Genomic DNA, 24,155 nt, shown 5'->3' with positions numbered 1-24,155 from the left:
AACAGAAAGGGTGCGTGTCGTGACCACCGCCCAGCCTTTGGACGTCCAGCCGACGCCCCTTGCCCTGCTGCTGCTCGGCCGTGAGGCCGACCCCAAGAGCGAGCGCGGGGTGGAATGCCCCGGCGACCTGCCCTCTCCGTCCGACCCGGACCTGGTGGCCCGCGCCCGCGCGGCCAAGGAGAAGCTCGGGGACAAGGTCTTCATCCTCGGCCACCACTACCAGCGCGACGAGGTCATCGAGTTCGCCGACGTCACCGGCGACTCCTTCAAGCTGGCCAAGGACGCCGCGGCGAAGCCGGAGGCCGAGTACATCGTCTTCTGCGGCGTGCACTTCATGGCCGAGTCCGCGGACATCCTGACCTCGGACGACCAGAAGGTCGTGCTGCCCGACCTCGCGGCCGGCTGCTCGATGGCCGACATGGCCACCGCCGAGCAGGTCGCCGAGTGCTGGGACGTGCTGACCGAGGCCGGGATCGCCGGTACGACCGTCCCCGTCTCGTACATGAACTCCTCCGCCGACATCAAGGCCTTCACCGGCAAGCACGGCGGCACGATCTGCACCTCGTCCAACGCGAAGAAGGCCCTGGAGTGGGCCTTCGAGCAGGGCGAGAAGGTGCTGTTCCTCCCCGACCAGCACCTGGGCCGCAACACCGCCGTCCGCGACATGGGCATGTCCCTGGACGACTGCGTGCTCTACAACCCGCACAAGCCGAACGGCGGCCTGACGGCCGAGCAGCTGCGGAACGCGAAGATGATCCTGTGGCGCGGGCACTGCTCGGTGCACGGCCGGTTCTCGGTCGACTCCGTCAACGACGTGCGCGCCCGCATCCCCGGCGTGAACGTCCTGGTCCACCCCGAGTGCAAGCACGAGGTCGTGGCGGCCGCGGACTACGTCGGCTCGACGGAGTACATCATCAAGGCGCTGGAGGCGGCCCCGGCCGGCTCCAAGTGGGCCATCGGCACCGAGCTGAACCTGGTCCGCCGTCTGGCGAATCGTTTCGCGGCGGAGGACAAGGAGGTCGTCTTCCTCGACAAGACGGTCTGCTTCTGCTCGACGATGAACCGCATCGACCTCCCGCACCTGGTGTGGACCCTGGAGTCCCTGGCCGAGGGGAACCTCGTCAACCAGATCCAGGTCGACAAGGAGACGGAGAGCTTCGCGAAGCTCGCCCTGGAACGGATGCTGGCACTGCCGTAGCGGTGACCCACGCGAAGGGGCGCCCGGCCACGGCCGGGCGCCCCTTCGCGTGCGCTGCGCCATGCGGCGCAGGCGGACGGGCGGGAGCCCGTGGTCCGGATCACCCTGGAAACCATGGTCGATCTCGTGAAGAAGGAGCTCCGCGGGGTGCACTCCTGGGTCACTACGGTCGCGGCGCTGGTCGCCCTGGGCTTCTCGTGCTACAACTTCGCGCACCAGCTTGAGGACGACCCCCGTCCCGACGCCACCCTGCCCGTGATGCTGAAGATGACCCGGGATGGGGGAGGGGTCTCGGTCTTCGTCCAGCCGACGGTGTTCACCCGCTTCAACACCCCGGAGGCGGAGTTGTTCACGGACGTTCGACTGCGCCTGCGGCATGGCACCGGGGCGGTCCCCGAGCCGAACTTCTACTGGCTGCGGAACGTCAAATGGTTCGTCGATCACGGCAACCCGACCAAGGACATCCGGTTCGACGTCACGTGGGAATTCGAATCGGATCCCGGTCCGTTCACCATCACCCAGGCGCTGCCCCGCCAGCCCTACATCCAGTTCAGGACGAACGACTGGAAACTCGCCCCGGGCCCCTACCAGGGCGCCCTGACCTTCATGCGCCAGAGCGCGGCCACGCCGATCGAGCGTCCGTTCTGTCTCGTCCTGAGCGCGACGGACGTCACCGACCTCTCGGCGGACCCGGGCTGGTACGAGTTCCGCACCGACGTCCCAGGCAAGAAGCAGGGCGGCTGCTACAGCCGGTACGGGTAGGGCCCCGGCCCCCGCCTGGTGCGGGGGCCGGGGCCCTTGTGGTGGGTGGGGTCAGACCTTGACCGGGGTCTCGTCCGCCGCCTGGGGCCGGACGACCGTCAGGCGGGCCCGCTTCTTCGCGCGGCGGCGTTCCTTGCGGAGTTCGACCATCGTGTAGAGGGTCGGCACCAGCAGCAGGGTCAGCAGCGTCGAGCTGACCAGGCCGCCGATCACCACGACCGCGAGCGGCTGCGAGATGAAGCCGCCCTCGCCGGTGACGCCCAGCGCCATCGGGAGCAGGGCGAAGATCGTCGCCAGGGCCGTCATCAGGATCGGCCGCAGGCGGTGGCGCCCGCCCTCGACGACCGCCTCGACGACGCCCATGCCCTGGGCCCGGTACTGGTTGACCAGGTCGATCAGGACGATCGCGTTGGTCACCACGATGCCGATCAGCATCAGCATGCCGATCATCGCCGGGACGCCCATCGGGGTGCCGGTGGCGATCAGCAGGCCCAGCGCGCCCGTGGCGGCGAAGGGGATGGAGACCAGCAGGATCAGCGGCTGGACCAGCGAGCGGAAGGTCGCCACCAGCAGCATGAACACGATCGCGATGGCGGCGAACATGGCCAGGCCCAGCGAACCGAAGGCCTTGTCCTGGTCCTGGGAGACCCCGCCGATGGCGGCGGTGGCGCCGGCGGGCAGGTCCAGGGCCTTGATCTTGCTCTGGAGCGCGGCGCTGACCGCGCCGGTGTTGTCGCCGACCGGCTTCGCGGTGATGGTGGCGGCGCGGGCGCCGTCGATCCGGGTCATCGCGACCGGGCCGGGGACCTCCTTGACCTCGGCGATGTCACCGAGCCTGGCCGGGCCGACCGGCAGGGCCCGCAGTTCGGCCAGGGTGGTGGCCGGGTGGGCGGAGCGGACGACGATGTCCCGCTCGGTGTCGTCCAGTACGGCCTTGGCCACCGGGTTGCCCCGGACGGACTGGGCGACGAGCGCGCCCAGCGCGGTCTGGTTCAGGCCCGCCTCGGCGGTCTTGGGGGTGGCGGTGACCGAGATCCGGGGCACCGACTGGGCGAGGTCGCTCTGGACGTCGGTGACGTCCTTGAGGGTGGCCACCTCGGCGCGGACCTGCTCGGCGGCCTTGGCCAGGACGCCCGCGTCACCGGCCTTGACGACCACGCTCAGGTTCTGGCTGCCGAAGCCGCCGCCCGCCGAGATGGAGGTGTCGCCGATGCCGTCCAGCTTCGCCAGCGCGTCCTGGATGCGGCCCTTGACGGCCTCGGAGTCGCCGGAGTCCTCCAGGGTGACCTGGTAGGAGGCCTGGTTGGTGCCCGTACCGCCGCCGAAGGCCGCGAGGAAGCCGGAGGAGCCGACGGTGACCTGGTAGTCCTTGACGCCGTCCACGGAGCCGAGGGCCTTCTCCACCTTGCGGGCGGCCTCGTCGGAGGCGGCCAGCGAGGTGCCGGGGGCGAGTTCCTGCTTGACCGTCAGGACGTCCTGCTCGCCCTGGTCGAAGAAGTTGGTCTTCAGCAGCGGGGTCATGCCGAAGGTGGCGACCAGGACGACGACCGCGATGGCCACACTGGTCAGGCGACGCCGGGTGGCGAAGCCCAGGACCCTGACGTAGAAGCGCTGGAGGCGGCTGCGCGCCTCCTTCTCCTCGGCCTCGCGGCGGGCCTTCGCGGCGCTCTCGGCGTCCGCCGCCGAGACGCCCTTGGGGGCGCGCAGGAACCAGTGGGACAGCACCGGGACGACCGTCAGCGACACCAGCAGCGAGGCCAGCAGGGCGGCGGTCACGGTGAGCGAGAAGGAGCCGAACAGCTCACCGATCATGCCGCCGACCAGGCCGATCGGCAGGAAGACGGCGACGGTGGTCAGCGTGGACGAGGTCACCGCGCCCGCCACCTCGCGCACCGCGGTGATGATCGCGGTCTCGCGCTCCTCGCCGTAGCCGAGGTGGCGCTTGATGTTCTCCAGGACCACGATCGAGTCGTCGACGACGCGGCCGATGGCGATGGTGAGCGCGCCCAGCGTCAGCATGTTGAGCGACAGGTCGCGGGTCCACAGCACGATCAGGGCGAGGACCACGGACAGCGGGATGGAGACCGCGGTGACCAGGGTCGAGCGGATCGAGGCCAGGAAGACCAGGATCACGATGACCGCGAAGGCCAGGCCGAGCAGGCCCTCGGTGGTCAGGCCGGAGATGGACCGGGCCACCGCCGGGCCCTGGTCGCTGACGACGGTCAGCGCGGCGCCGGAGCCGAGGGTGGAGCGCAGCTCCGGGAGCTTGTCCTTGACGGCGTCCGAGATGGCGACGGCGCTGCCGTCCTTGTCCATCGTGAGGACGAGGGCGAGGCTGGGCTTGCCGTTGGTGCGGGTGATCGAGTCGCCCGCGGCGGGCTCCTGCCTGACCGCGGCCACGTCACCGAGGCGGACGGCCGGCTTGCCGGGGCCGGGGGTCAGCCGGAGGTCCTCCAGCTGGGCGAGGGAGGTGTACCCGGAGCCGACGCGGACGGTGCGGTTCTTGCCGCCCTCGTCGAAGGAGCCGGCCGGGACGGTCGCGCCGCCGGCCTTGAGCCCCTCGGCGAGCTTCGTCCCGTCCAGACCGGCCGCGGCGAGCTTCGCCTCGTCGGGGGTGACCGTCACCTGGAGGTCGCGGACGCCGTCCACGCTGACCTGGCCGACGCCGTCGATGTCCTCCAGGGCGGGGACGACGGACTTGTTCAGCTGGTCGGCGAGGGCCTGCTGGTCCTTGTCCGAGGTGACGGCGAGGACGACGGTGGGGATGTCGTCGGTGGAGCCGGCGACCACCTGCGGGTCCACCTCGGAGGGCAGCCGGACGCGGGCCCGGTTGACGGCCTGCTGGACGTCGGCGACGAGCTGCTTGGTGCCGCTGTCGCCGTAGTCGAAGGTGGCCCGGATGAGGGCGTTGCCCTCGCTGGCGGTGGAGGTGATGCCGGTGATGCCGTCGACGCCCTTGAGGGTGGCCTCGATCGGCTCGATGACCTGCTTCTCCACCACGTCGGGCGAGGCGCCCTGGTACGGCGCGAGCACGGAGACCATCGGCAGTTCGATGGAGGGCAGCAACTGCTGCTTGAGCTGCGGGATGGCTATGACGCCGAAGAGCAGCGCGACGATCGACACGAGGCCGATCAGCGCTCTCTGGGCAAGGCTGAAGCGGGACAGCCAGGACATGGGTGTGGGATCTCTCTGCCGGACGCGGGTGGGGGCGTCCCAGCCTGACCCACGGCGCGGCGCCGGTGCGTCGCCCCCAGGTGCCGTCCTTATGCGCGGCATACCGCGTCCGCAGTACTCCGGGGTGCTCCGTCCTCCTGCGGACCGCCGCCGCGGACCGCTGCCGCGGGCCCTGTCGCGGGCCGCGTCCGGTCAGTCGGCGCGCGGCCGGACCAGGCCCGATTCGTACGCGATGACCACCAATTGCGCCCGGTCGCGGGCGCCGAGCTTCGCCATGGCCCGGTTGACGTGGGTCTTGACCGTGAGCGGGCTGACCTCCAGCCGTCCGGCGATGCCGTCGTTGGACAGGCCCGCGGCGACGAGCACGAGGACCTCGCGCTCGCGGACGGTCAGCGCGGCGAGCCGTTCGGCGTGGGCGGAGCCGGCGGCGGGGGCCTCGGAGTGGCCGCCCTGCGCGAGGAAGCTGGCGATCAGGCCCTTGGTCGCGGCCGGGGAGAGCAGCGCCTCGCCGGCCGCCGCGACGCGGATGGCGTTGAGCAGCTCGTCGGGCTCGGCACCCTTGCCGAGGAAGCCCGAGGCCCCGGCGCGCAGCGCCTGGACCACGTACTCGTCCACCTCGAAGGTCGTCAGCATGACGACGCGGACCGCGGAGAGTCCGGGGTCCGCGCTGATCATCCGGGTGGCGGCGAGACCGTCGGTGCCGGGCATCCGGATGTCCATGAGGACGACGTCGGCCCGCCGTTCGCGCGCGAGGGCGTAGGCCTGCGCCCCGTCGGCGGCCTCGCCGACCACCTCCATGTCCGCCTCGGAGTCGACCAGCACCTTGAACGCGCTGCGCAGCAGCGCCTGGTCGTCGGCGAGCAGCACCCTGATGGGCGCGGCGGTCTGCGTCTGGGTCCCCGTCTCGGCCATGCCCCGAGGGTACGCGGGCGGGCGCGCGGGCTCAGCCGAGGGAGAGGGTCACCAGGGCGGTGGTCGCCGCCACTTCGCACAGGGCGCCGAAGACGTCCCCGGTGACCCCGCCGAAGCGGCGGACGCAGCGGCGCAGGAGGAGGTCGGCGGCGAGCAGCCCCGCTCCGACGGCCGCGGCGTGCTGGAGGGCGGCGGGCAGCCCCTGCGGGAGCGCGGCCAGCGCGGCGGCGGCCGTGACGGCGGCGGCGGCCGCGGTGGCGGCGCCGTGCGGGACGACGCCGGCGACGGCCGCGCCCAGGCCCTCGGGCCGGGCCGCGGGGACGCCCTCGCGGGAGGCCAGGGTCATGGCGAGCCGGGCGGTGACGGCGGCGAGCACGGCGGCGAGGGCGCCCCGGGCCCAGCCGTCGGCGTAGACGTTCGCCAGCGCGGCGACCTGCACCAGGAACACGATGAGCAGGGAGATGACGCCGAAGGGGCCGATGTCGGACTGCTTCATGATCCGCAGGGCGTCCTCGGCGGGCTTGGCACTGCCCAGGCCGTCGGCCGTGTCGGCGAGGCCGTCGAGGTGGAGCCCTCGGGTCAGGGCGGCCGGTACGGCGACGGTGACGGCCGCGGCGAGCAGCGGCCCGCCCCCGAGGAGCAGCAGCAGGCTCCCGGGCACGGCGGCGAGCAGGCCGACGACGAGGCCGACCAGCGGCGCGCAGGCCATGCCGCTGCGGGCGGCGGGCCGGTCCCAGCGGGTGATCCGCGCGGGCAGCACGGTCAGCGTCCCGAACGCGAAGCGGAGCCCGTCCGGGAAGGAGGCGCGCTCGGAGGGCGGCGCCGGTGGTGGATCATCGAACGAATCTGTCATCGGCGCGAACGCTACCCCTTCGGAGGCGGCGGTAAATTGCTCATTACACGCCAAAAGGGAAGCGGGTGTCGTGGGTCACTGGTGGTACCGGAACATCGTCGAGCCGGGCAAGCTGCCGCTCCTGCTCGCCCTGCTGTCGTTCGTGCTGTCGTTCCTGGTCACCCGGGTGATCACGCGGCTGATCCGGGCCGGCCGGGGGCCCTTCAAGAACATCACCCCGGGCGGCCTGCACGTCCACCACGTGGTCCCGGGGGTGGTCCTCGTGATCATCGGCGGGTTCGGCGCGGTCGGCAGCGGCCAGCACAGTTTCGGCGCGGGCCTCTCGGCCGTGCTCTTCGGGCTGGGGGCCGGCCTGGTGCTGGACGAGTTCGCGCTGATCCTGCACCTCGACGACGTCTACTGGAGCGAGCAGGGCCGCAAGAGCGTGGAGGTCGTGGTACTGACGGCCGCGGTGGTCGCGCTGGTGCTGGGCGGCTTCCTGCCCTTCGGGGTCAACGAGCTGACCCCCGACGAGCGGCACAGCCGGGGCCTCGTGGTCATGAACACCGCCATGAACTTCTTCCTGGCCCTGGTCGCCCTGTGGAAGGGGAAGCCGCGCACGGCGGTGTTCGGGACGGTGATCCCCTTCGTGGCGCTGATCGGGGCGGTGCGCCTGGCCCGGCCCGGGTCCCCGTACGCGAAACGGTTCTACGCGAACCGCCCGCGCGCGCGGGCCAGGGCGGGACTGCGGGCCTTCCACCACGACCGGCGCTGGGCCCGGCCGCGCCGCAGGTTCGAGGAGTTCATCGGCGGCACCCCGGACTGAACGCGCGGGGCCGCACCCCGGACTGAACGCGCGGGGCCCGCGCCCGGTCGTACGGGAGCGGGCCCTGCGGCCGTCGGTGTCCCGCGCCCGCCGGGTGACCTGGGTACGGCGGGCGGCGGGGGCTGGTGTCAGCCCGGGATCAGGCCGTCGTCGCCGAGCATCTGCCGGACCTCGTCCAGCGAGGCGTCGGGCGCGGGCAGGATCAGCTCGGACGGCTCCAGCGCGTCGTCGGGCAGCGGCGTTCCCAGCCGGCGCACGGCGTCGAGCAGCGATCCCAGCGTGCGCCGGAAGCCCTCCTCGTCGCCCGCTTCCATTTCCGCGAGCAGCTCGTCGTCCAGTGCGTTGAGCTCGGCGAAGTGGCTGTCGGCCAGCTTTGCCTGCCCCTCCCCCATGATTCGGACGATCATGACGGGCCCCTGTCCTACTGCTTGTCGAACCGGTGCGGGGTCTGCGACGGCGCGCCGGTACCGGGGGCGCCGCCCTCGATGGCCTGCTGGTGCGCCGACGGGCCGCCCGCCAGCTCGGCCTTCATCCGCTGGAGCTCCAGCTCCACGTCCGTACCGCCGGAGAGACGGTCCAGCTCGGCCTGGATGTCGTCCTTGGAACCGAGACCGCTCTGGTCGTCGAGGGCACCGGAGGCCAGCAGCTCGTCGATCGCGCCGGCCCGGGCCTGGAGCTGGGCGGTCTTGTCCTCGGCCCGCTGGATGGCCAGACCGACGTCGCTCATCTCCTCCGAGATGCCGGAGAAGGACTCCGCGATGCGGGTCTGCGCCTGCGCGGCCGTGTAGGTGGCCTTGATGGTCTCCTTCTTCGTCCGGAAGGCGTCCACCTTGGCCTGGAGGCGCTGGGCGGCGAGCGTCAGCTTCTCCTCCTCGCCCTGCAGCGTCTGGTGCTGCACCTCCAGGTCGCTGACCTGCTGCTGGAGCGAGGCGCGGCGGGACAGGGCCTCGCGCGCCAGGTCCTCGCGGCCCAGGGCGAGGGCCTTGCGGCCCTGGTCCTCCAGCTTGGCGGACTGGCCCTGGAGCTGGTTGAGCTGCAGCTCCAGGCGCTTGCGGGAGGTCGCCACGTCGGCGACCCCGCGGCGCACCTTCTGCAGCAGCTCCAGCTGCTTCTGGTACGAGTAGTCGAGGGTCTCGCGCGGGTCCTCGGCCCGGTCAAGGGCCTTGTTCGCCTTCGCGCGGAAGATCATCCCCATACGCTTCATGACACCGCTCATGGGCTTCGCGCGCCCCCTTCTAGACGGACTGTGCTCCAGGTCACCGACAGGACCCACAGTACGGGCCCTGTCTCCATTACCGCACTGTTCGAGTACGGATGCGCTCCTCCTCCAGGACGAGTACCCCGGCGCCGTATCAGGCGTAAGGAGTAGGTGATCCCCGAGACCGGAGGAACCCCCGCACTGGGAAGACGCCCGCCGTTGCCGGATCGTTCCCCGCGGAGGTGGGGCCCGTGCCCCCGACCACGTAGGCTTGGGTTTTGTGTTTGGTAGCCGCTCCTCCAAGGAAGAGAAGGCCGCCGCCGCCGACAAGGCGAGCGCCGACCTCTCGCAGCCCCGTGACCCGCAGGCCCCGAAGGGCCGCCCGACGCCGAAGCGTGCTGTGGCCCAGTCGCAGCGCAAGGCCGTGGTGGCCTCGACCGGCAACCGCAAGGAGGACGCCAAGCGAGCCCGTGAACGCCGCCGGGAAGAGATGGCCAGGCAGCGCGAGGCGCTGGCCAACGGCGACGAGCGTTACCTGCCCGCCCGTGACAAGGGCCCGGTCCGCCGGTTCGTCCGCGACTTCGTGGACTCCCGCTTCTCCGTCGCCGAGATGTTCCTGCCGCTGGCCGTGATCATCCTGGTGCTGAGCATGGTCCGGGTGAACCAGATCCAGAACATCGCACTGATGCTGTGGCTCGGCGTGATCGTCCTGATCATCCTCGACTCCATCGGCCTCGCGTTCCGCCTCCGCAAGGCGCTGAACGAGCGCTTCGCGAACGAGCCGCGCCGCGGCGCGGTCGCGTACGGCCTGATGCGCACCCTCCAGATGCGTCGGCTGCGCCTGCCCAAGCCGCAGGTCAAGCGCGGGGAACGGCCCTGAGCGAGGACTTCGCGCAAGGGGCCCGGCTCTGGCTCGAAGGCCTCGGCGGACTGCGCAACGCGGTCCGGCAGGAACTCGTGGGCCGGCAGGTCGAGGAACAGATCACGCACCGCTTCCCGGTCGGGCAGCGGCTGCGCGTCCTCGACGTGGGCATGGGCCAGGGCACGCAGGCCCTGCGCCTCGCCCGCGCCGGCCACAAGGTCACCGGCCTGGAGCAGGACCCCGACATGCTGGCCGTCGCGCACGCGGCGCTGGCCGCCGAACCGGCCGGGATCCAGGACCGCGTCCAGCTGTTAGAGGGCGACGGCCGGGAGACGGGCGCCCACTTCGTACCGGGCAGCTTCGACGTGGTGCTGTGCCACGGGGTGCTGATGTACGTCCCCGAGGCCGACGCCATGCTCGCCGGGCTGGCCCGCATGCTGGCGCCGGGCGGCCTGCTGTCCCTGCTGGTGCGCAACGGTGACGCGCTCGCGCTGCGGCCGGGGCTGGCCGGGGACTGGGCCGGGGCGCTCGCGGCCTTCGACACCGTCGACTACACGAACCGGCTCGGTCTGGACGTGCGCGCCGACCGGCTGGCCGATCTGACGGCCACCCTGTCCGGCATCGGCGCACCGCTCTCCACCTGGTACGGCGTACGGGTCTTCACCGACGGCACCGAGGCCGGCGCGGAACTCCCGCCGGACGAGGAACTCGAAGCACTGCTCGCCGCCGAGGAACGCGCCGGACGGACCGACCCCTACCGCTCGGTGGCGGCGCTCCTGCACCTGTGCGGGGTCCGGGGCTAGCCCGGCCCTGCGGTACGGGGCCGCCGGCGCGCGGCCGGCCCCGTACCGGCCGGGGACTACGCCTCGGCGGCCGCGCTGAGGCTCATCTTGTAGATCAGGGTGTCGTCCTCGAAGAGGGTGACCTGCTCGGCGCCCCCGTCGAGGAGCTCCTTCCAGACCTCGCCGATCCAGGACTCGGCGTCCCCCTGGGTGGTGAACTCCTCCGGTTCCACCGCCGGGGTCGTCTCGGCGCCGTCGGCCTTCTCGAACCGCCACGTCCACACCATGTCCGCCTCCGTTGTTCGCACGCGATCTCACACTTCTCGGCATGAGTGTGCCCGCAGAGTAACCGGACGCGCACCAGTACCGGCGACGCGGGAGGATCTCTGTGTGGAACTCACCTTGCTCGGCACCGGTACCCCTGAAGGACTGCCCCGCCCCGGCTGTCCCTGCGCCGCCTGCGCGGTCTCCGTGGGCCCGCTCGCCCGCGCCGCGACCGCCGTCCTCGTGGACGGCGCGCTGCTGCTGGACCTGACGCCCGGGGCGGTGCTGGCCGGGGCCCGCGCGGGGCATTCGCTGGCCGGCGTACGGCAGGTGCTGCTGACGCACCCGCACGACGGGCCGCCCGTCGAGCTGCCGCCCGGGCTGCCCGCCGCGGGCCGGGTCCCGGACGGGCGGGAGCTCTCGGTGATCAGCGGGCACCGGGTGCGGGCGGTGCCGATGGACGCGCCCGGCACCGGGTACGAGGTCACCGGCCCGGACGGGAGCCGGCTGCTGTACCTGCCGCCGGGCGGGGCGCCGTCGGGTACCAACGGAACCACGGCGCGGCGCGCGTACGACGTGGTCCTCGCGGACGTGCTCGGCCGCCCCGAGGCCCTGGCCCGGCTGCGCGCGAGCGGCGCCGTCGGCCCGGCCACCGACGTGATCGCCGTGCACGTGGACCACGACACCCCGCCGGGCCGGGAACTGGAACGCCGGTGCGCGGCCGCCGGGGCCCGCGCGGTGCCCGACGGCACCACGGTGACGGCGGGCGACTACCACGAGGTGCCGGACGTGCCCCGCCGCACCCTGGTGCTGGGCGGCGCCCGCTCGGGCAAGTCCTTCGAGGCGGAGCGCCGGCTGGAGTCCTTCCCCGAGGTGGTCTACGTCGCCACCGGCGGCACCCGCGACGGCGACGCGGAGTGGGCCCAGCGCGTCGGCCTGCACCGCGAGCGGCGTCCGGCCGGCTGGCGGACGGTGGAGACCTGCGAACTGGTGCCGCTGCTGGAGCAGGCCGGGCCCCCGCTGCTGATCGACTGCCTCGCGCTGTGGCTCACCGACGCCATGGACCGGGCCGGCGCCTGGGACGACTCCGTCTGGGCGGCCGGCGGCCAGAAGGAGCTGCGCCGACGGATGGCCGACCTCGTGGCGGCGGTCCGCGCGACGCGCCGCCGCACGGTGCTCGTCAGCAACGAGGTGGGCGCCGGCGTGGTCCCCGCGACGGCCGCGGGACGGCGGTTCCGCGACGAGCTGGGCCGCCTCAACAACGCGGTGGCGGGCGAGTGCGAGCACGTCCTGCTGGTGGTGGCGGGCCAGCCGCTCGCCCTCAAGGAGCAGCCCCGGTGAGGGCCCGCCAGAGGATCCGCGGGAGCGCCCCTGAGAGAGGGCCTGACCGGCTGTAGTCTCTGGCAAATGACCACGCTGAATCTCGACGACTTCTCCGATCTGATCGAACGCCCCGACGGGGGCGTCCGGCGTGACGCCGAGGATCGCCGTGAGCGGCTGGCCGTGCCGCCCGGCGCGCTGGGACGGCTCGACGACCTCGCCGAATGGCTGGCCGCCGCACAGGGGCAGGTCCCGGTGAAGCCGATCGAGCGGCCGCGCGTCGTGCTGTTCGCCGCCGACCACGGGATCGCCGCCCAGGGCGTCTCGGCACGGGCCGCGGGCAGCGCCCACGAACTGGTCCGTTCCGTCCTGGAGGGAACCAGCCCGGTGTCCATCCTGGCCGGGCGGCTCGGCGCGGGCGTCCGCGTCGTGGACGCGGGCCTGGACTGCGACCCCGGGCTGCTGCCCGAGGACGTGACCCGGCACCGCGTACGGCGCGGCAGCGGCCGGATCGACGTGGAGGACGCGCTGACGGCGCAGGAGGCCGAGGCCGCACTGCGCCTGGGCATCCGGATCGCCGACGAGGAGGCCGACTCCGGTACGGACCTGGTCGTCCTCGGCGACCTCAGCGTGGGCGGCACCACCGTGGCGGCCGTCCTGGTCGCCGCGCTCTGCGGAACGGACGCGTCCGTGGTCACCGGCCGCGGCGGGGTGCCGATCGACGACCTGGCCTGGATGCGCAAGTGCGCCGCCGTCAGGGACTCGCTGCGCCGCGCCCGCCCGGTCCTCGGCGACCAGATGGCCCTGCTGGCGGCGGTCGGCGGCGCGGACGTCGCCGCGATCACCGGCTTCCTCCTCCAGTGCGCGGTGCGCCGTACACCGGTCATCCTCGACGGGGTCGTCTCGGCGGCCTGCGGACTGGTGGCCCAGCGGGCCGCCTTCCGCGCCCCGGACTGGTGGCTGGCCGGACAGACCAGCGGGGAGCCGGGCCAGGCGAAAGCCCTGGACCGGATGGCACTCAACCCCGTGCTCGACCACGGCGTCACAGTGGGAGAAGGAACCGGGGCCTTGCTGGCACTCCCCCTGGTCCAGGCGGCCGCCGCACTCGCGGCGGAACTGCCGGAGCGGGCGGCTGTGGAACAGCCGACGGACTGAAACACCGGGCACTACGGGCCTGACCAGTCCGCAGTGCTCGCACTGCCTGTGGACGGTGACGCCCCATATCATCGCTTTTCATGGGAGAGGTCCGCTTGACCAGCGTAGACACCGACCGGAGCCTGGATCAGGCATCCGGCAAGGGTTCCAACAAGAAGAAGGAGTCCGGCGGCGAGCCCGCCGCGAAGGCCGAGACCCGCAGGGGGAGCGCCTCGTCGAGACGAAGCGCCGCCTTCGCGGTCTGGTACCTGCGGGCCGTCACCTTCGTGAACTTCCTCAGCGCGGTGTGGCTTTCGCTCGGGCAGGACCTGCGCAGGCACAACACCGCCGACTTCTACACCCCGTACCTGCTGACGGCCGGTTTCGCGTCCGGCCTGTTCTCGATGCTGCTCGCGGTGACCATGGGCCGCCGCAAGCGGGCCGCGTGGATCCTGAACCTGGTGGTCAGCGGCATGCTGCTGCTGGCCTTCGCGGTCGCCGCGTTCGCCCCGTGCACGAGCGGCGAGTTCAACCTGTGCTACCCGGAGTTCCGCGACCACGCGCAGAACTGGGTCTCGCTCGCCCTGACCGCCGCCTTCGTCGGCGCGCTGCTGGTGGGCCGCCACGAGTTCTACGCCAAGGGCGACCGCTCGAACCCGAAGCTGGCCACCGCCGTCGCCGCCGTCGGCCTGCTGCTGACCTCGCTGGTCGCCGCCCTGCTGGTGGGCGCCACCAACACGGACCCGGACCGCGCCGACGCGACGTTCCTGGCCCGCTGGCGGTACGGCGTGATGCGGCTGATCACGCTCGCGCCCGACGACAAGGCGTACAACGCGATCACCACGCCCGCCTGGGTGGACGTCTTCATCAACGTGATGTCGATGCTGCTGCTCCTCGCCGTGCTGTTCGCGGCCTTCCGCTCGCGCCGCGCCGTCGACCCGCTCACCCCCGAGGACGAGGAGCGGCTGCGGGCGCTGCTCGCCAAGCAGGGCGACCGCGACTCGCTCGGCTACTTCGCGCTGCGCCGCGAGAAGTCCGTCATCTGGTCCCCCACCGGCAAGGCCGCCGTCACCTACCGCGTCGTCGGCGGGGTCTCGCTGGCCTCCGGCGACCCCATCGGCGACCCCGAGGCCTGGCCCGGCGCGATCGAGCCGTGGCTGGCCGAGGCCCGCGAGCACGGCTGGGTACCGGCCGTGATGGGCGCCAGCGAGGAGGCCGGGCAGATCTACGCCCGGCACGGACTGGACGCCCTGGAGCTCGGCGACGAGGCCATCGTGGAGACCGACGAGTTCACGCTGGAGGGCCGCGCGATGCGGACCGTCCGGCAGGCCTTCAACCGCGTCAAGCGGGCCGGGTACACGGTCCGCATCCGCCGCCACGCCGACATCCCGGCCGAGGAGATGGACGTCCTCCTCAAGAAGGCCGACGACTGGCGCGACGGCGCGACCGAGCGCGGCTTCTCCATGGCCCTGGGCCGCCTCGGCGACCCGGACGACGGGCAGTGCGTGATGCTGGAGTGCACCGACGGCAACGGCGACCTGCGGGCCGTGCTGTCCTTCGTGCCGTGGGGCCCCAAGGGCCTCTCCCTCGACCTGATGCGCCGTGACCGGGACTCCGAGAACGGCCTGATGGAGTTCATGGTCATCGAACTCCTGGAACGCTCGAAGGAGATCGGCGTCACACAGGTCTCACTGAACTTCGCGATGTTCCGCTCCGTCTTCGAGCGGGGGTCCAAGCTCGGCGCGGGACCGGTGCTGCGCATGTGGCGCTCCCTGCTGAGCTTCTTCTCCCGTTGGTGGCAGATCGAGTCCCTCTACCGGGCCAACGCCAAATACCGGCCGATCTGGGAGCCGCGGTTCATGCTCTTCGAGAAGAGTTCCGACCTGCTGCGCATCGGTGTCGCGGCGGGCCGGGCCGAGGGCTTCCTGGAGGCACCCGGCCTGCCGAAGTGGCTGCACCGCAGACATCTGGAGACGATTCGTTGACGTCGTGGCCGACGGCCCCACTACGGCGGTTCGCCCGCCGTGAGTGGGGCCCCATGTTCTGGACCATCCGGGACGCGCTCGTCCGCGACAAGTGGCGCGCCATCCCGATGACCATCGGCGCGGTCTGCCTGACCTCCCTCTTCCAGGTCGTGCAGAACACGTCGTGGGGCTTCCAGCCCGTCCAGAACCTGGGGTCCGTCAAGGCCGTCGACCCCCTGTGGCTCGCCGTGCTGCGCACTCCGCTGTCACTGTTCGTCCCCGCCCTCGACCTGCCGGTGTGGGGGGCGCTCGCCCAGATCCTGCTGGTGTTCGGGATCTCGGAGATCTGCATCGGCTGGTGGCGCACCCTGCTGATCGGCTACGTCGCCACCCTCGCCGGCACCACCTACGCCCGCATCGGGCTCTCCCTGGGCCACGACCACCCCTTCGGCCTGCCGGTGTCCGACCGGATCGTCAACGACACCGGCCCCTCCGCCGCCGTGGTGGGCCTCGCGATCTACGTCTGCTGGCGCTACCGGGCCTACTTCACCGGGGCGCTGGTGATCCTCGTGATGATCGGCGAGGTGCTGTTCAAGGACAACCTGGCCGGCAAGGAACACCTGGCGGCCATCGCCGCCGTGATGGCCGTCTGCACGGTCCGCGCGAAGTGGGGACCGGCCCGCTCCCGCGCCCCGATCGTCCGCCGGCCCCCGCCCCTCCTGTAGGGGAGCCCTCCGGCCGCAAGGCCGTACCGTATCGGGGTGACGACAGACCTCGGGCCCTTCGCCCCCACCCGGCAGTGGATGCGGGCGCACCCGCTCGCCACCGACGCCGTGCTCGCGCTCGGGGCGTTCGTCTCCATGGTCGTCGGATCCTTCGCCGATCCCCACGGACCGCACGGGCCCACCTTCGGCACCCGCACCCCCGAACCGTTCTCCCTGCTGCTGATGCTGATCGGCTCGGCGGCACTGGTGCTGCGTCGCCGCAGGCCGTGGACCGTACTGGCCATCACCTGCGGGGTCTCCATGCTGGAGCTGTCCACCGGGGAGCCGCGGGCGCCCGTCGCGATGTCCGCGGTGATCGCCCTGTACACGGTGGCCTCCCGCACCGACCGGCCGACCACCTGGCGGATCGGGCTCGTGACGATGGCCGGGCTGACCGGGGTGGCGATGCTCGCCGGGCCGCTGCCCTGGTACGCGCAGGAGAACATCGGCATCTTCGCCTGGACCGGGATGGCCGCGGCCGCCGGGGACGCGGTGCGCAGCCGGCGGGCGTTCATCGACGCCATACGGGAGCGGGCCGAACGGGCCGAACGGACCCGTGAGGAGGAGGCCCGGCGGCGGGTCGCCGAGGAGCGGCTGCGCATCGCCCGGGACCTGCACGACGTGGTGGCCCACCACATCGCCCTGGTCAACGTGCAGGCGGGGGTGGCCGCGCACGTCATGGACAAGCGGCCCGACCAGGCGAAGGAGGCCCTGGCCCACGTCCGGGACGCGAGCCGCTCGGCCCTGAACGAGCTGCGCGCCACGGTGGGGCTGCTGCGGCAGTCGGGCGATCCGGAGGCGCCGACGGAACCGGCGCCGGGGCTGGCCCTGCTGGACGAACTGCTGGACACCTTCCGGCACGCCGGACTGCCGGTACGGGTGCTCATGCAGGTGGGGGCGGACGCCGAACCGCTCCCGGCCGCCGTGGACCTGGCGGCGTACCGGGTGATCCAGGAGGCGCTGACCAACGTCCGCAAGCACGCCGGACCCGGAGCGAAGGCCGAGGTCAGCGTGGTGCGGGTGGGCGCCTCGGTGGAGGTGACCGTACTGGACGACGGCGGGGACTCCGCCGACTCCGCCCCCGCCGCGACGGACCCGGGCGGCGGGCACGGCCTGCTCGGCATGCGGGAGCGGGCGGGCGCCCTGGGCGGCTCCTGCTTCACCGGCCCCCGATACGGGGGCGGTTACCGGGTGCACGCGATCCTGCCGGTGGCCTGACCCGGCGCCGGCCGCCCGGCGCCCGCCGCTAACAGGACTTCCGCCAGGGGCCCAGTTCGAGCTTCTTCTCCAGCGAGCTGAGCTTCAACTCCTTCGAGCGCGCACAGAACTTGTCCGTGGACAGTTCGTACTCGACGTGGAAGACGGCCTTGCCCGCCCGGATGAACGGGGTCAGCTCGTCGCACTCCCGGTACTGGGCGCACTGCTCGTTGACCGCGAAGTCGTAGTCGCCGACCAGCTGCGGGATCTGGTCGAGGTCGTTCTTGAGCCCGACGGCCAGCCCCCGGTCGTGGGCGAGCTTCGCGATCATCCGGTTGAACTTCAGCTGGTCCTCGGCGCTCACCGGGAAGCCGGAGTCGTTGCGGTAGGCGTCCATGTTGTCCGGTTCGACGGCGTCGAAGCCCTTGTCCCGGCACATGTCGAAGCGCTTGGCCATCAGCCGCTCGACGTCGGCCAGCCGCCGGACGTCGATCCAGCGCTCGCCCTTCCAGCCGTTGCCCTCGCCGAGCATGTCCTTCGGGAAGTCCCCGGAGTCGGGGCGGAAGTCCTCCCAGGCGCCGGTGGAGATGTAGCAGATGGTGCGGCGGCCGGCCTTCTTCAGACCGTCGACCTCCTCCTTCGAGGTGAGGAACCCGTCGATGTCGTACACAGGCACGTCCACGGAGGAGTCGAGCTTCCCGCTGAGCTGCCACTGCCAGGCCGTGCCCGGCTGCGGCTGCCAGCGCTGCCCCGGAGGCGTGGAAGGGGCCGGGGTGAGACCCGCGGAAGGGGTGGGTCCCGGTTCCGGGGTCTCCTCGTCGTCGTCGGGCTCGGAGGAGCATCCGGTGAGCACGAGCAGGGCGCCGGCGGCGATGACCGCGAGCCCGGTGGTGAAACGCTTCATCCGGCGGCCTCCAGGGCGTTCGGGAGGGTCCCCCACGGATGCGCGCCCGTGCCCGGTACCGCACAGTGCACTCCCGCCCGGCGCACCGCCGCGAGCTCCGCGGCGGGCGCGCCCGGCGGGACCGCGTACACGAGGTGGCAGAACGTCCGGGCGGGGTGGTCGGCGGTCCAGGCGGGCGGCGCAGCCGCCGCGTCGCGGTAGGCGTCCCAGGGTCCCTCGAAGGTGACGAGCAGATCGGCGAGTCCGACGTATCCGGGGTGCGGGTGGACGCCGTGGTTCAGGACGAGCGTACGGGCCCCCGCCGCACGGGCCGAGACCGCGAGCCGCCCGTAGTGGGGCAGCAGTTCGGGATCGGCGGCGGCCTGGTCGAGGAAGGCCCCGTCGGTGGCGTACCAGTCCCGGTGGCGCAGCAGGTCCCGGACCACCTCCCCGTGCGGGCGCCGCCCGTAGTCCGTGTCCACGTACCCGAGCACGGTCACCCCGGCGTCCCGCAGCCGGGCGCAGACGTCGGCGAAGCCCTCGTCGGGGGCCCGGCCCGGACCGCTGTCGGGGTTGAGCACCACGGAGTGGAGCCGGCCCGCGGAGCGGATGAGCAGCTCCCAGTCCTCGGGCCGGTCGGCGGGGTGCTCGTAGAGCGGCACCAGCAGCATGGGGTCCTTCTCCTCGTACGCGGACACGTGATCGGCGCTCACCGGTGGGCCGTGGCCCGGCCGAGGAGCAGGCACACCAGGACGGCCAGGGCCGCCGAGGCGCCGGCCGCCACGACGAGCTGCACCAGCCGGGGCTGCCCCACCCCGAAGAGCAGGGCCAGGCTCTGGGCGACGGCGGCACAGGCGCAGACCACGGCCGCGGGCCGCACGGCGCCGAAGGACTGCAGGAGCAGTCCCGTCCACATCACGGTGCCCAGGAGCAGCAGGGTCGTGACGCGGACCCAGGTCAGGCCGGGGGCGTGCGGCCACAGCAGGGTTCCCGTGACGCCGAGGGCGAGCAGCACCACCAGGTAGACGGCCAGGCAGCCGGTCAGGGTGGTGAGCATCCGGCGCCGGAACGCCCGCGGCGACCGGGCCGCCCGCAGCCCGGCGAGGCTGCCGCTGCGGAAGCGGTGCAGCAGCCACTCGGCGGGGCCCATGCTGAGGGTGAGGGCCACCGCGGAGGGCGCGGCGACCGCCTCGGCGGGGCCGCCGGAGAGCACCTCCCCGAGCGCGGCGTACAGCACGAGCAGGCCGGTGCCGAGGCCGAAGACCCCGTAGGGCACCGAGTCCCCGATCCGGGGGCCGCGCCGGGCCGGGTCCTCCTCGGCGCCGCGCAGCATCCGCCAGCGCACCGGGCCCCGTTCGCCGGACCGGCTCCCGAGCCGGTCGCGGATCCGGCGCACGGCGGCCCGTACGCCCCGTCGGACGGGCAGTTCCCGCAGGGCGAGCGCGCAGGCGGCCAGCAGGGACGCGACGAGCAGGGCCACCCGCAGCGGCACCGGCAGGTCGGTGACGAGGGAGAGCACCGCCCCGGCGGCCATCGGGGCGAGCGCGGCGAGCAGCGCCCGCTCGCGGCCGAGCACCAGGAGGACGGTGGCGGCCCCGACGTACAGGGCCTGGCCGGCGGCGAAGCCGTACGAGAACGGCGGGCCGCCGGGGACGGCGAGCGCGGCGGCGGTGCCCAGCAGCGCTCCCGCGGGGGCTCCGGCGAGCAGGGTCCGCCGGGCGGCGGCCCGGTCGCCGAGGCCGAGCCAGGAGTAGGCGCGGTGGGACAGGGTCTGGTCCCAGACCCAGCCGATCAGGGCCCCGGCGAGCAGGGTCAGGGTGCCGGCGGGCAGCCCGAGCCGGTCCGGGGGGCCTTCGAGGAGGGGGGCGCCCAGGACGTAGGCGAGTCCGGGCAGGACGAAGATCACCCCGCGGAGCAGGCAGGCGGTGAGGGAGACCTTCCAGGGGTCGGTGACCTCGTCCGGTTCCGGGAAGGAGCGCGGGACGCGGGCGTAGAGCTCCTCGGCGAGGGCGAAGGAGTCGCGGCGGCCGTAGGTGAGGCGGATGTACTCGTCGTTCATGCCGTCGGATTCGAGGACGGCGGCGATCTCGTCGGGGTGCACGGCGGCGGCGATGAACGCGCCGAGCCGGTCGGCGAGTTCGTCCATGGGGTCGGCGGCGGCCGCCGCCCCCTCCGGCGCGGCGCGCCGGGGCCGGGGGACGGCGGGCAGGGTGTCGGTGCGGCCGGCACCCGGGCCGGGGCCGCCCGCCCCGCGGCCCGTGGCGGCGGCGTGGCCGACGTGGACCCAGCCGCCCTCCGGTCCGGGGGGCCTGAGCCAAAGGGATCCGCTCACCACAGGCTCCCGTCCGCGGCGAGTTCGCGGTACCAGGGGTCCGCGAGCCGCTGGGTCCAGTCGTCGCCCGCACGGACGGGCAGGACGGGCTGCCCGGCGAGCTCCCGGTAGATGTGCCGGAAGCCGTCGACGGACTGGTGGAGGGTGAACTTCTCCACGACCCGCTTGCGGGACATCCGGCCGAGCTCGGCCCGGCGTTCGTCGTCGCGCAGCAGGGCCAGGGTGGCGCGGGCCATGGTCTCGGGTTCGCGGGGCGGGACGACGAGCCCGGTGTCCCCGACGGCCTCGCGGACGCCCCCGACGTCCGTGGAGACGGTGGTGCGCCCGCAGGACATGGCCTCGATGATGCTGAAGGGGAAGCCCTCGCTGATGGAGGAGAGCATCACGACGCTGCCGGCCGCGTACGCCTTGGCGACCTCGTCGATGCGGCCCTCGTAGCTGATCCCGTCACCGACGCCGAGTTCGGCGGCGAGCTTCTCCAGGCGGAGCCGGTACTCCTCGCAGCCCGCCGGGACCGGCCCGAAGAGGCGCAGGCGCAGGGCGGGCAGTTCGCGTCGCATGAACGCGTAGGCGCGGATGAGGGTTTCGAGGTCCTTGATCGGGTCGATGCGGCCGCACCAGCTGAGGGTGGGGACCTCAGGTTCGGGCCCGGCCTCGGGGAAGGCGTGCGGATCGACCCCGTTGTAGACGGTACGGATCCGCTCGGCGTCGGCGCCCCCGCGCTCCTCCCAGCGGCGGTTGTACTGGTTGACGGGGGTGATCAGGTCGGCCTGCCGGTACCCCTCGGAGTTCAGCTCCCGGTAGAAGCCCAGCATCAGGGCCTTGACGGGCCAGCGCTGGGCGGCGGTGCGGTAGCCGAGGTAGCGCTCGCGCAGGTAGATGCCGTGCTCGGTGAGGAGGAACGGCACCTGGTCGAGGCGTTTGGCGGCGAGGGCCGGGAGGGTGGCGAGGCCGCTGCTCACGGCGTGGGCGACGCTGTCGGGCGGGATCCGCACGGACAGCGGGCGCAGGGCGTGTTCCAGCAGGTCGGTGGCGGTGAGCGCGTCGTGGATGGTGGGTTCGGCCGGGGCGGTGGCCAGGCCGGGCCGGGTCCAGACGTCCATCAGGAGGCGGAGCACCGACTCGGAGCGCAGGGCCGGGGTGAGCCGGCCGGCGCGGGCCAGGCGGGCGAACTCGCCGAGGGCCTCGGAGAAACCGTCGTGCGCGGGGTCGAGCAGCGAGAGCAGGAAGGTCTCGTAGAGGTCGGCGAAACGGCGGTGGGCCTTGCCCCGCAACGCGGACCGGCGGGTCCGGGAGGGCGGCGGGCCCCAGAGCGGGAAGGAGGTGTGCCGGTAGACGTTGCGCGGCAGTTCCCAGGTGACCGGCTCGCGTCCGGAGCCGGTCAGGGCTATGACGTTGAAGTCGACCTCCGGCATACCGCGGACGAGCTGGTCGCACCAGGTGCTGACGCCCCCGTGGACGTGTGGATAGGTGCCTTCTGTGAGCATGGTGACATGACGCCCATGGCTCATGCGGTGTGTCCCCCCAGGACGGAAAAGGGGCCGGCGCCCGTGGGTTGGAGCGCCGGCGCTAGGTGGTACGCGTGACGGCCGGCAGGCGTTCCGGCCGTCGGGTCAGGCGAGCTTCAGGGTGACCGCCGACTGGAGCAGGTCGGGAGCCGTCCAGGCGGAGCGGGTGCCGGCGTAGGCGGTGCCGAAGTCGGTCGTGCCGAGCAGGAGCTGCTTCTTGGTCCCGTTGGGCGCGGTGACCGGGGCGACCACCCCCGAGGGCGCCTTGACGGTGACGTCCTTGCCGATGCGGTAGGCGGTGACCTGGTTGTTGGCGATCGCCTTGTCCCAGGCGGCGCGGCGGCTCAGCTCGACGCCGGTGTCCTTCATGCTCTGGTTGACGATCGGCGCGCTGGTGGCGTAGAGCGCGCGGTAGGTGTCGAGTACCTGGTTGAGCACGGGGTACAGGGTGCGGTCCTCGGCCAGGTTGGACTGGTGGACGTAGTGCGGCTTCGGGTCGTTGGCGAGCACGTGACGCAGGGCGGTCCGCGCCTCGGCCGGGACGATGTAGTCCTGGAAGCCGGTGTTGACGTCGAGCGGGGCCGGCAGGCAGGTGGAGGTCGCCGGGTTGTCCTCGCAGAGGCCGCTGCCGCCGTCGGCCCGGCTGGTGTAGATCCAGTTGTACTCGTCGGCCATCTCGGCGTTGGTGCCCGTGTTGTAGAACACGTTCATCGGGTAGCGGGGGACGGTCAGGGCGGCGCCGACGGCCCGCTGCGCGGGTTCGCGGGAGTTGTCGCTGCCCGCCCACTTGACACCGTTGTCGGCGAAGGCGCCGGCCAGGTTGGGGTTGTCCGTGGGCTGCTGGGGGAGGGTCTTGAGACCGGAGTGCTCGCCGGTGACGATCTCGGACCGGTCGGTGGTGAGGCCGTGCGAGGCGGCCCAGTTGTTGTTGTCGCGGATCTGCGCGGAGATGTCGGCCCGGCTCATCCAGTTCGTCGCGCCCTGGGCGTTCTTGGTGCAGGTCCAGGGGCTGACGGAGACGTCCTGGGTGCACCCGAGGAAGAGGTGGGTGTAGGTGTGGTTCATCCAGCGGTACTTGGCCTTGTCCGCGAGGAGCTGCGCGGTCAGGGCGTCGGTGCCGCCGTTCTCGGTCTTCCACTCCTCCCCGGCGCCGGCGTTGAAGAGCATGTCGAGCTTGAAGTTCTTGCTCGTCTGCCACTGCGCCGCGTACTGGGCGTCGGCGGCGGTCATGCGGATGGTGCTCTCCTTGCCCTCGCCGCCCGCGCAGGCGTAGTCGCCGGGCGTGCAGTCGAGGGTCTTGTCCCAGCGGGCGTCCGGGGCGAAGACGTCGTCGACGTGGACCGCGAAGTAGTTGCGCTCCTGGCCGAGGTGGACGCCCTGGGTGAGCCACTCGACGATGCCCCGGGCCAGCAGCCGGAACTGCTGCTGGTACTGGTTGTAGGCGAAGGTGGCGACCAGTTCGCTGCGCCCGTCGTGGGTGTACTCGCCGAGCAGCGAGGCCCGCTCGGTGCCGCCGGGGACGGGGGCGTCCAGGTAACTGGTGTAGCCCGCGCGCGGCTTCGCCATGAACCCGTAGCTCTCCATGATCAGCGGAGAGTTGTCCTCGAAGGCGACCTGACCCTGCAGGTAACCGAAGGGCCCCGTCTTCCCGGCGGCGGTGACGGCGGCCTGGGTGCCGTCGAGGCTGCCGCCGTAACCGCCGTTGTCGGTGTACTCCAGGCCGACCTCGGGGTGCGCCCAGGTGTAGGCGTCGAACTGGCGGATCCCGTACGTCGTCTCGTACGCGGTGAGCGCGGCGAGCTCGGCCGAGCCCGCGCCGAACGGGTTCTCGTTCGGCAGGACGACCCCCTGGAACTTCGCTCGCGGACGGCCGGAGACCGTGTCGCTCAGGAACGCCGCGTCGATCACCGGGCGGCTCGCGCTGCCCAGGTCGACGCGGGTGTACGGGACTCCGGTGTCGCGGAGCTCGGCGGTGATCGCCTGGACCGCGCCGCCGCCGTCGTCGACGACCAGCACCCTCAGGTCGATCCGCGGTGCGACGGTCGCCGCCTGGGCGGTCGCCGCGGGTACGGCGATCGCCATCAGGGTGGCTGCGGCCATTGCCGCGGCCACCCTGTTCATCCGGTTCTTGTTGACCATTTCGGCCTTCCCCCCGCAGGCGTCCCTCGGCGGCGGCCCAAGGCGGAAGGCCGGGCCGGGGAGGCTCTGTGGAAATCATGCAAAGGGACCCCGCGTCCCCTTGC

At 72.6% G+C, this 24,155-nt stretch carries 21 protein-coding genes; 10 read left to right on the top strand and 11 right to left on the bottom strand.

The window, feature by feature from the left end:
* Nucleotides 1-10 precede the first annotated feature (10 nt).
* Both nadA and SLAV_RS26370 read left to right on the top strand, forming a co-directional pair.
* Entirely contained in the window at nt 11-1,198 is a 1,188-nt protein-coding gene (nadA, locus tag SLAV_RS26375) for a quinolinate synthase NadA (protein WP_030233169.1), read from the top strand.
* A gap of 114 nt (nt 1,199-1,312) precedes the next feature.
* On the top strand, nt 1,313-1,960 hold the full coding sequence (locus SLAV_RS26370; protein WP_158740726.1) for a hypothetical protein: 648 nt from the start codon (nt 1,313-1,315) through the stop codon (nt 1,958-1,960).
* 51 nt (nt 1,961-2,011) lie between these two features.
* Here SLAV_RS26370 and SLAV_RS26365 read toward each other — a convergent pair whose 3' ends face one another.
* From SLAV_RS26365 to SLAV_RS26355, 3 genes are all read right to left on the bottom strand, one after another.
* A complete protein-coding gene (locus SLAV_RS26365; protein ID WP_030233164.1) occupies nt 2,012-5,134 on the bottom strand; it encodes an efflux RND transporter permease subunit in 3,123 nt (1,040 codons plus the stop codon).
* Between the two features lie 192 nt (nt 5,135-5,326).
* Nucleotides 5,327-6,046 (bottom strand): response regulator, encoded by a 720-nt coding sequence (locus SLAV_RS26360; protein WP_030233161.1) that lies wholly within the window; start codon nt 6,044-6,046, stop codon nt 5,327-5,329.
* A gap of 31 nt (nt 6,047-6,077) precedes the next feature.
* Entirely contained in the window at nt 6,078-6,899 is an 822-nt protein-coding gene (locus SLAV_RS26355; protein ID WP_030233158.1) for an adenosylcobinamide-GDP ribazoletransferase, read from the bottom strand.
* Nucleotides 6,900-6,969: 70 nt separating this feature from the next.
* On the opposite strand from SLAV_RS26355, the gene SLAV_RS26350 reads away from it, so the two are divergent.
* Nucleotides 6,970-7,704 carry a hypothetical protein gene (locus SLAV_RS26350; RefSeq protein ID WP_030233156.1) on the top strand — a complete coding sequence of 245 codons (735 nt, stop codon included), beginning with the start codon at nt 6,970-6,972 and terminating at the stop codon, nt 7,702-7,704.
* A gap of 128 nt (nt 7,705-7,832) precedes the next feature.
* On the opposite strand, the gene pspAA is transcribed toward SLAV_RS26350, so the two are convergent.
* On the bottom strand, nt 7,833-8,111 hold the full coding sequence (gene pspAA, locus SLAV_RS26345) for a PspA-associated protein PspAA (protein ID WP_030233154.1): 279 nt from the start codon (nt 8,109-8,111) through the stop codon (nt 7,833-7,835).
* A 14-nt stretch (nt 8,112-8,125) separates the two neighbouring features.
* Complete coding sequence (locus SLAV_RS26340; RefSeq protein ID WP_078950439.1) at nt 8,126-8,920, bottom strand: PspA/IM30 family protein; 795 nt, start codon at nt 8,918-8,920, stop codon at nt 8,126-8,128.
* Nucleotides 8,921-9,173: 253 nt separating this feature from the next.
* Here SLAV_RS26340 and SLAV_RS26335 point away from each other — a divergent pair, with 253 nt between their 5' ends.
* Entirely contained in the window at nt 9,174-9,782 is a 609-nt protein-coding gene (locus tag SLAV_RS26335; RefSeq protein WP_100660972.1) for a DUF3043 domain-containing protein, read from the top strand.
* 77 nt (nt 9,783-9,859) lie between these two features.
* A complete protein-coding gene (locus SLAV_RS26330) occupies nt 9,860-10,567 on the top strand; it encodes a class I SAM-dependent methyltransferase (protein ID WP_030233146.1) in 708 nt (235 codons plus the stop codon).
* A gap of 56 nt (nt 10,568-10,623) precedes the next feature.
* Here the strand turns inward: SLAV_RS26330 and SLAV_RS26325 are convergent, their stop codons facing one another.
* Nucleotides 10,624-10,833 carry a hypothetical protein gene (locus tag SLAV_RS26325; protein WP_030233143.1) on the bottom strand — a complete coding sequence of 70 codons (210 nt, stop codon included), beginning with the start codon at nt 10,831-10,833 and terminating at the stop codon, nt 10,624-10,626.
* 103 nt (nt 10,834-10,936) lie between these two features.
* On the opposite strand from SLAV_RS26325, the gene SLAV_RS26320 reads away from it, so the two are divergent.
* The 5 genes from SLAV_RS26320 (at nt 10,937) to SLAV_RS26300 (ending at nt 17,210) form a co-directional block, all read left to right on the top strand.
* The gene (locus SLAV_RS26320) at nt 10,937-12,151 is read left to right on the top strand and encodes a bifunctional adenosylcobinamide kinase/adenosylcobinamide-phosphate guanylyltransferase (protein ID WP_030233141.1); all 1,215 of its coding nucleotides are present in this window, start codon (nt 10,937-10,939) and stop codon (nt 12,149-12,151) included.
* 66 nt (nt 12,152-12,217) lie between these two features.
* Complete coding sequence (gene cobT / locus SLAV_RS26315) at nt 12,218-13,285, top strand: nicotinate-nucleotide--dimethylbenzimidazole phosphoribosyltransferase (protein ID WP_030233139.1); 1,068 nt, start codon at nt 12,218-12,220, stop codon at nt 13,283-13,285.
* Nucleotides 13,286-13,365: 80 nt separating this feature from the next.
* On the top strand, nt 13,366-15,249 hold the full coding sequence (locus SLAV_RS26310; RefSeq protein WP_030233135.1) for a phosphatidylglycerol lysyltransferase domain-containing protein: 1,884 nt from the start codon (nt 13,366-13,368) through the stop codon (nt 15,247-15,249).
* A 53-nt stretch (nt 15,250-15,302) separates the two neighbouring features.
* Entirely contained in the window at nt 15,303-15,953 is a 651-nt protein-coding gene (locus SLAV_RS41835; RefSeq protein WP_030233123.1) for a hypothetical protein, read from the top strand.
* Between the two features lie 78 nt (nt 15,954-16,031).
* Complete coding sequence (locus SLAV_RS26300; protein WP_100661311.1) at nt 16,032-17,210, top strand: sensor histidine kinase; 1,179 nt, start codon at nt 16,032-16,034, stop codon at nt 17,208-17,210.
* A 28-nt stretch (nt 17,211-17,238) separates the two neighbouring features.
* Here SLAV_RS26300 and SLAV_RS26295 read toward each other — a convergent pair whose 3' ends face one another.
* From SLAV_RS26295 to SLAV_RS26275, 5 genes are all read right to left on the bottom strand, one after another.
* Nucleotides 17,239-18,093, bottom strand: coding sequence for an endo alpha-1,4 polygalactosaminidase (locus tag SLAV_RS26295; RefSeq protein WP_030233119.1), 855 nt, complete (start codon nt 18,091-18,093; stop codon nt 17,239-17,241).
* Entirely contained in the window at nt 18,090-18,743 is a 654-nt protein-coding gene (locus SLAV_RS26290) for a spherulation-specific family 4 protein (protein ID WP_030233116.1), read from the bottom strand. The genes SLAV_RS26295 and SLAV_RS26290 overlap by 4 nt, the downstream gene beginning before the upstream one ends.
* A 38-nt stretch (nt 18,744-18,781) precedes the next feature.
* Nucleotides 18,782-20,404, bottom strand: coding sequence for a hypothetical protein (locus SLAV_RS26285; protein WP_030233113.1), 1,623 nt, complete (start codon nt 20,402-20,404; stop codon nt 18,782-18,784).
* A complete protein-coding gene (pelF, locus tag SLAV_RS26280) occupies nt 20,401-21,915 on the bottom strand; it encodes a GT4 family glycosyltransferase PelF (protein WP_030233111.1) in 1,515 nt (504 codons plus the stop codon). The genes SLAV_RS26285 and pelF overlap by 4 nt, the downstream gene beginning before the upstream one ends.
* A gap of 102 nt (nt 21,916-22,017) precedes the next feature.
* Nucleotides 22,018-24,012, bottom strand: coding sequence for a hypothetical protein (locus tag SLAV_RS26275; RefSeq protein WP_030233108.1), 1,995 nt, complete (start codon nt 24,010-24,012; stop codon nt 22,018-22,020).
* Nucleotides 24,013-24,155 lie beyond the last annotated feature (143 nt).

The sequence above is a fragment of the Streptomyces lavendulae subsp. lavendulae genome, assembly GCF_002803845.1.
In the GTDB taxonomy this organism is placed as follows: domain Bacteria; phylum Actinomycetota; class Actinomycetes; order Streptomycetales; family Streptomycetaceae; genus Streptomyces; species Streptomyces lavendulae.
Note: the sequence above shows the minus strand (reverse complement) of the source record. Positions and strands in the feature narration are given on the sequence as shown.